4 protein-coding genes, 13 tRNA genes and 1 rRNA gene (1 of these 18 only partly in view) are annotated in these 6,446 nt (G+C 49.8%); 17 read left to right on the top strand and 1 reads right to left on the bottom strand.

From position 1 onward, the window contains the following. The 14 genes from T458_RS39900 to T458_RS39835 form a co-directional block, all read left to right on the top strand. Positions 1-272, top strand: a 23S ribosomal RNA gene (locus tag T458_RS39900) (it extends 2,668 nt beyond the left edge of the window). A 57-nt stretch (positions 273-329) separates the two neighbouring features. After that, a tRNA-Asn gene (locus tag T458_RS39895) sits at positions 330-405 on the top strand. A gap of 7 nt (positions 406-412) precedes the next feature. Further along, positions 413-503, top strand: a tRNA-Ser gene (locus T458_RS39890). A 27-nt stretch (positions 504-530) separates the two neighbouring features. Beyond that, positions 531-607, top strand: a tRNA-Met gene (locus T458_RS39885). A 9-nt stretch (positions 608-616) separates the two neighbouring features. Next, positions 617-701: transfer RNA gene (locus tag T458_RS39880), tRNA-Leu, on the top strand. A gap of 12 nt (positions 702-713) precedes the next feature. After that, positions 714-790, top strand: a tRNA-Glu gene (locus T458_RS39875). A 51-nt stretch (positions 791-841) separates the two neighbouring features. Continuing rightward, positions 842-917 (top strand) — tRNA-Val (locus T458_RS39870). A 74-nt stretch (positions 918-991) separates the two neighbouring features. Continuing rightward, a tRNA-Met gene (locus T458_RS39865) sits at positions 992-1,068 on the top strand. Between the two features lie 72 nt (positions 1,069-1,140). Next, positions 1,141-1,217, top strand: a tRNA-Asp gene (locus T458_RS39860). Between the two features lie 32 nt (positions 1,218-1,249). Further along, positions 1,250-1,325, top strand: a tRNA-Phe gene (locus tag T458_RS39855). Positions 1,326-1,345: 20 nt separating this feature from the next. Further along, a tRNA-Thr gene (locus tag T458_RS39850) sits at positions 1,346-1,421 on the top strand. 7 nt (positions 1,422-1,428) lie between these two features. Then, positions 1,429-1,503, top strand: a tRNA-Gln gene (locus T458_RS39845). A gap of 7 nt (positions 1,504-1,510) precedes the next feature. Further along, a tRNA-Lys gene (locus tag T458_RS39840) sits at positions 1,511-1,586 on the top strand. 17 nt (positions 1,587-1,603) lie between these two features. Further along, positions 1,604-1,685 (top strand) — tRNA-Leu (locus T458_RS39835). A 145-nt stretch (positions 1,686-1,830) separates the two neighbouring features. Here T458_RS39835 and T458_RS57180 read toward each other — a convergent pair. Continuing rightward, positions 1,831-1,998 carry a hypothetical protein gene (locus T458_RS57180; protein ID WP_023556648.1) on the bottom strand — a complete coding sequence of 56 codons (168 nt, stop codon included), beginning with the start codon at positions 1,996-1,998 and terminating at the stop codon, positions 1,831-1,833. A 150-nt stretch (positions 1,999-2,148) separates the two neighbouring features. Here T458_RS57180 and T458_RS39830 point away from each other — a divergent pair, with 150 nt between their 5' ends. The 3 genes from T458_RS39830 (at position 2,149) to T458_RS39820 (ending at position 6,373) form a co-directional block, all read left to right on the top strand. Then, positions 2,149-3,567, top strand: a complete 1,419-nt coding sequence (locus T458_RS39830; protein ID WP_023556647.1) for a sigma-54 interaction domain-containing protein — start codon at positions 2,149-2,151, stop codon at positions 3,565-3,567. 258 nt (positions 3,568-3,825) lie between these two features. Beyond that, complete coding sequence (locus T458_RS39825; protein WP_023556645.1) at positions 3,826-4,926, top strand: alanine dehydrogenase; 1,101 nt, start codon at positions 3,826-3,828, stop codon at positions 4,924-4,926. Positions 4,927-4,957: 31 nt separating this feature from the next. Beyond that, positions 4,958-6,373, top strand: coding sequence for a Na+/H+ antiporter NhaC family protein (locus tag T458_RS39820; RefSeq protein WP_023556644.1), 1,416 nt, complete (start codon positions 4,958-4,960; stop codon positions 6,371-6,373). Positions 6,374-6,446 lie beyond the last annotated feature (73 nt).

The following is a 6,446-nucleotide window of genomic DNA, read 5'->3' as shown; positions in this document are numbered from 1 at the left end:
TAGGAAGTTTGAGGAGAGCTGTCCTTAGTACGAGAGGACCGGGATGGACGCACCGCTGGTGCACCAGTTGTCACGCCAGTGGCACAGCTGGGTAGCTATGTGCGGAAGGGATAAGCGCTGAAAGCATCTAAGCGTGAAGCCCCCTCCAAGATGAGACTTCCCACAGCGCAAGCTGGTAAGACCCCTCATAGACGATGAGGTTGATAGGTTCGGTGTGGAAGCGTGGCAACACGTGGAGCTGACGAATACTAATCGGTCGAGGACTTATCCACACACATCCATAAGCATTCATGCAGATTCAGTTTTGAAGGAATAAATTCCTTCCATGTTCCTCGGTAGCTCAGTCGGTAGAGCAATCGGCTGTTAACCGATCGGTCGGCGGTTCGAGTCCGTCCCGAGGAGCCATATATACGGAGAGTTACCCAAGAGGCCGAAGGGGACGGTTTGCTAAACCGTTAGTATGCGCAAGCGTAGCGAGGGTTCGAATCCCTCACTCTCCGCCATATTTTTACAATCTTATAGTGTATTGTGGCGGTGTAGCTCAGCTGGTTAGAGCGTTCGGTTCATACCCGAAAGGTCGGGGGTTCGATTCCCTCCGCCGCTACCATCCTAAGCTGCGGTCGTGGTGGAATTGGCAGACACACCATCTTGAGGGGGTGGCGGGGCGACCCGTGCGAGTTCGAGTCTCGCCGACCGCACCATATTGAATACTTGGCCCGTTGGTGAAGCGGTTTAACACAGCAGCCTTTCACGCTGTCATACAGGGGTTCGAATCCCCTACGGGTCACCATACATACTTCTTACCAAGTTGGGAAATCCTCTCGGAAACAGAGAGTGATGGGGAGGCTTAGCTCAGCTGGGAGAGCATCTGCCTTACAAGCAGAGGGTCGGCGGTTCGATCCCGTCAGCCTCCACCACTTTTAAGGATAAGGAAGGTCAGCTAAAAGCGCCACGTCCTGTGGCAACGCTGACACTCAATCGTCCTGATTATCGCGGGATGGAGCAGCTCGGTAGCTCGTCGGGCTCATAACCCGAAGGTCGCAGGTTCAAATCCTGCTCCCGCAACCAATTTCTTCACTTGAACGACGTTGAATCTTCTTCTTGCTCAAGTGAGTGATTTCTTTTCCTTTTTGTAAACATGGAGCTGTGGTGAAGTTGGAGTTCACGCCGGTCTGTCACACCGGAGGTCGCGGGTTCGAGTCCCGTCAGCTCCGCCATTCTTTTCAAATGGCGATGAAAAAGAAATTATGGCTCGGTAGCTCAGTCGGTAGAGCAGAGGACTGAAAATCCTCGTGTCGGCGGTTCGATTCCGTCCCGAGCCACCATTATTGAATAGCTTGAATGTGCCGGTGTAGCTCAATTGGTAGAGCACCTGACTTGTAATCAGGGGGTTGTGGGTTCGATTCCTATCGCCGGCACCATTTTTATTGGGGTATAGCCAAGCGGTAAGGCAACGGACTTTGACTCCGTCATTCCTAGGTTCAAATCCTAGTACCCCAGCCATTTGCACGAGCCATTAGCTCAGTTGGTAGAGCATCTGACTTTTAATCAGAGGGTCGAAGGTTCGAGTCCTTCATGGCTCACCAGTTTTTACGAATACAATGCGGGTGTGGCGGAATGGCAGACGCACCAGATTTAGGTTCTGGCGGGAGACCGTGGGGGTTCAAGTCCCTTCACCCGCACCATACGGTAAAACCCTTGGTAAAACAAGGGTTTTTTTATTTTGTCTGTGTACCTCCTACATTGTATACAAGTCCGCCATGCAGATGTGGGGTGCCAACTAGGAAAAGATGAACACCTCCACTATCAAGTGAAGGTGTCTAAGTGAAATCAATCCTCCAGTTCGGTTATTACCTTTGAAGCGAACTTTTCGTCCGGTGTAGGAAACATCTGAAATTGATGACGTTTTTCAATTTCGCTTTCGTCCAGAGAAGAATTTGAAGATGTTACGTTCTCTGTGCTGGTAGATTGATCCTTCTGTTCATCCTGATTTTTCAAGAAAGTCTCACCTCCTCAACATAGTAATGTGCTCGAAAGCGCCATTGCTTATCCAGGAAACGGTACATATATTCGGCGCTAGAAGGGTTTTGCAGGCATGGAAAGGGTGTTACGATAAGAAGGGAGACTTGTAAAAACGGAGGAATCGATTTGCAAAGAGACGGATTGCTTCAACAAATCACATACATTGACGGCATTACCATTATCGATACTTCCGGAACGATCCTCTTTTCAGTAAAATTCAACCCGCGTTTTGCCTCTGCAGATGAGAAGACGGATGAAATAGTCGGGGAAAATCTGTTTACGTCCTTCCCGATGCTAAATGAACAAACAAGCACACTCTACCACGCATTGAAGACGGGGCGCCCTATTTTTCGCAATCGTCAGGAGATCATCGATTTTTCCGGTAAAAAAATAGAGACGACCAATGTGACCCTACCTATTAAGACAAACGGAAAAGTGATTGGGGCCATCGAACTGTCAAAAGATATCAGTGAGGATAAACAGGCAGTAGATGAGTTTATTGAACTGGACGCAAGCCTGTTCTTGCCAGACAGGCAGAGCGAGGGAAATATTCAGCCCGAGGCAGCAAGATACACATTGGATGATATTGTGACAGCCAACGAACAGATGCTGGAGTTGAAGAGACAAGCAGAAAAAATGGCGCGGGGGCGTTCACCTGTCTGCTTGTTTGGAGAGACCGGAACAGGGAAGGAGCTGTTTGCGCAAGCGCTCCACAATGCCAGTGAACGGGCAGATAAACCATTTATTGCGCAAAACTGTGCGGCGATACCGGAAAGCTTGATGGAGAGTCTTTTGTTTGGCACAAAAAAAGGCAGCTTCACAGGAGCGGAGGATCGCCCAGGTCTATTTGAACTGGCAGATGGCGGGACGGTATTTCTGGACGAACTCAACTCCATGCCGCATCATCTTCAGGCAAAATTGCTGAGGGTACTCGAGGACGGGATGATTCGCAGATTGGGGGACAAGCATACTCGCAAAGTAAATGTGCGAGTGATCGCAGCTTTGAACAAGCATCCGCGCCTCTGTGTAAAAGACGGAGAGCTTCGTCCAGACCTTTACTATCGGATTTGTGTAATGGCTTTGCATTTGCCTCCATTGCGAGAGAGAAGAGAGGACATTGAACTGCTATTGCCTTACTTCATTACGAAATATAACAAGCTATTGCAGAAAAACGTCCGACATATCGTAAAAGGGGTACATGAGTGTTTGCTGTCACATGATTGGCCCGGCAATATTCGGGAATTTGAGAGTGTAGTGGAATTCGCGCTCCTGCTCAAAGAGGAGAAAGAGGAGACCCTTCAGCGCAGCGATCTGGAGAAAGTCATTCGTCACCTGGTAGACGAGGAAGCGGAGCCCAATGGAGCGAGCCAGGATGGGGGAGAAGAGGATTTCATGCCGTTAAAAGAAGCGGTAGCTGCACTTGAAAGAAAAATGATTCAGAGGGCGATCCATAAAACGCAAGGGAATGTAACTCGAGCAGCACAATTACTGAGCATACCGCGGCAGTCGCTCCAAAATAAGTTGAGAGAATACGGGATCAAATAGCGGCAGAGAAGCAAGCTTTCTACTTGAACAACTGCCTAAAAACAACCGATCATTGCCCAAAAACGAGCAAATAGGATGAAATGCTTCAGATTAAGGCATGGAAAAGATGGTGAATCTCCCAAGAAACAGGGAGACAGCCGTCTTTTTTTACTGATTTTTTATGAACTCATTGGCATGCTCCTTGCTAAGAAGGGTAGGTATCCGGAAAGCCTTTTTTCTTTTCAAAAAGGCATGCATACGTAAGGGAGGATGTCCATCATGATTATCGGGACGTTTAAAGAATGTAAACAGGGTGAATCTCGCGTCGTGTTAACACCAAATGAGGTGTCCGAGCTGACAGCGGGAGGACATACCGTTCTTGTCGGAAAAGGAACAGGAGAAAATGCGGGATTTCCCGATGAGTCTTATCTGGAGGCGGGAGCGGTATTGAAGGAGGGCATGGAGGAAATCTATGCCGATGCCGAGTTGATTGTAAAGGTAAAAGAGATATTGCCGGAAGAGTACGATTTGCTGCGAGAGGGACAAATACTTTTCACCTGCCTTCACCCAGCTGCTAATCGCGAAGAGGTAGATGTGTTGTTGGACAAAAAGGTGGTCGCATTCACAGCAGAGGATACCCACCAATACGGCTCTCCAAATGGAGAAGTAGCAGGAAAATTGGGGGCGCTTTGGGGCGCGCACTATCTGCTTAGCGTGAATGGCGGTATGGGCAAGCTCGTGGGTGGCATCGGAGGAGCACCGGGGATTCAGGCTCTCGTGATTGGTGCAGGAATCGTGGGGCGCAGCGCAACCAACGTGCTTTCCTCACTGGGAGCAAGAGTGACGATGATGGACGTCAACATCGGTGTATTGCGGGATGCGCAGTACCTTTTGCCAAAAGGGATCGACACGATGTTCTCCAATCAGAGCAACATCCGGCAATTGCTGCCCCACGTCGACCTGGTGATCAACTGCGTCAAGTGGCCCAAACAACGGAAGGACCACCTGATTACTCGCGACATGCTGAAGCTGATGCGGAAAAAAGCCGTCATTATCGATATTAGCGCGGATGTGGGAGGAGCAATCGAGACTTACAGACCGACAACGTATGAGGATCCCGTCTATGAAGTAGACGGCATTATTCACTTTGGGGTAGACAACATCCCGGGGGCTGCCCCGCATACGACTTCGATTGCCTATGCGGCTTCTGTCTTTGCTCACATTCAATCAATTGCAGACCACGGACCGGAAGAAGCAGCACGCCGCAATCCGTATTTGCGTCGTGGATTAACAGCGTACAAGGGGATTCTGACCCACGAAGAAACAGCTTTGATTCAGCAGCGGGAGCGAGTCAGCGCAGAAAAGCTCCTGGGAGTGTAGAAGATAGAAGAGGGAAAAAGGGGGTAAAAAGATGGAAGCAGCAGAAGCAGTTCATATGGGAATCATCTCACTGGTTCCTGCCGTAGTCTCCGTGATTCTGGCATTTTGGACGCGGAATACTGTCTTCTCATTAGCAGTTGCTTGTTTCTTGGGAATTTTATTATCTGGCGGGGGCTTGCTCGGCTTTCCCGCTTTGATGAAAACAGCGCTCGGTACAACCAGCTTTTCGGGACTTCTCCTTCTGGAATTATTCATTGGCGTCATGATTGCCTTTTTTCAACGAACGGGTGCGATTCAGAATGTAACGCTGATGCTGGAACGCCGTAAGTTCACTCGCGTCAAAACACAGCTAATGGCATGGTTCCTTGGAATGTTTGTGTTCTTCAGCGATTATTTCAGCCCGCTGTTCGTAGGCTCGACCATGCGCAATCTCGCGGACAAAGCAAGAATCTCGCGTGAAAAGCTCGCCTATATCGCGGACTCCACCTCCGCTCCGGTGAGCGTGCTGGTTCCCATTACGGGATGGGCAGCTTATTTTACGGGCTTGTTAATCGGGGTTGGAACCATTACGAATGAAGCGGAAGCGATGTCTTTGTTCCTGCAAACGATTCCGTTCAATTTCTACGCGATCTTGTCTGTTCTGTTTGTAGGCTTGCTGGCGATGCGCGTCATTCCGGATTTCGGTCCGATGAAAAAAGCGGAGCGCCGAGCCATCGAAGAGGGGAAAGTGCTTCGCGACGGTGCTGATCCTCTAATGGGATCAGAGTTGACGGATACTCCGCCGTACGAGGGAATCAAGACCAACGTCTTTCTCAACTTTTTCCTGCCGGTGCTGATTGTCGTTGCCATTGCAGTGGGTACCTTCATGACCTTGAAATCCGCGAAAACCATGGAAGCCTTTTTGGCCGCCGCGGTCATTCTCGGAATCATCATGCGTTTTCAGGGAATTCCGTTTTCAGACATTATGAAAACAGCCACTGCGGGGATGAAAGGGGTCATGCCAGCGATCCTGGTATTGGCTTTCGCGTTTTCGCTCAACCAGCTAAGCAAGGATATGGGAACCGCTCACTACATTATTTCCGTCACGGAGAGCTGGTTGACTCCGCAGTTGCTGCCGTTTTTGATCTTTATCGTCTGTGGGGTCATCTCCTTTGCTACAGGCACCTCATGGGGAACGTTCGCGATCGTCATGCCATTGGCAGCACCATTAGCGTTTACCTTTTCGGGAGGAGAAGTCTCTCTCCTGGTCGTAGCGACAATTGCTGCTGTTGCCGGCGGTGGAGTCATGGGTGACCATTGTTCGCCTTTGTCTGATACGACAGTGCTTGCTTCCACAGGAGCAGCGTCTGACCACATCGACCACGTTAAAACGCAGCTTCCATATGCGCTGACTGTAGCGAGTATTTCTGCTGCGTTGTACCTGTTGATCGGCATGGTGTTTGTCTAGATGTAGAAAATTCAGGAGCACGGAAAGCCGGAGGAGTTTCTCCGGCTTTTTTTGAATGGAGGTGAAAAGCTTG

Source organism: Brevibacillus panacihumi W25, assembly GCF_000503775.1.
GTDB lineage: Bacteria > Bacillota > Bacilli > Brevibacillales > Brevibacillaceae > Brevibacillus > Brevibacillus panacihumi_A.
This window is presented reverse-complemented; position numbering and strand designations above follow the sequence as displayed.

What these genes read in the sequence shown, in the direction of transcription:
- T458_RS39825 (WP_023556645.1), top strand. Translation starts at nt 3,826, where the DNA reads ATGATTATCGGGACGTTTAAAGAATGTAAACAGGGTGAATCTCGCGTC.
- T458_RS39820 (WP_023556644.1), top strand. Translation starts at nt 4,958, where the DNA reads ATGGAAGCAGCAGAAGCAGTTCATATGGGAATCATCTCACTGGTTCCT.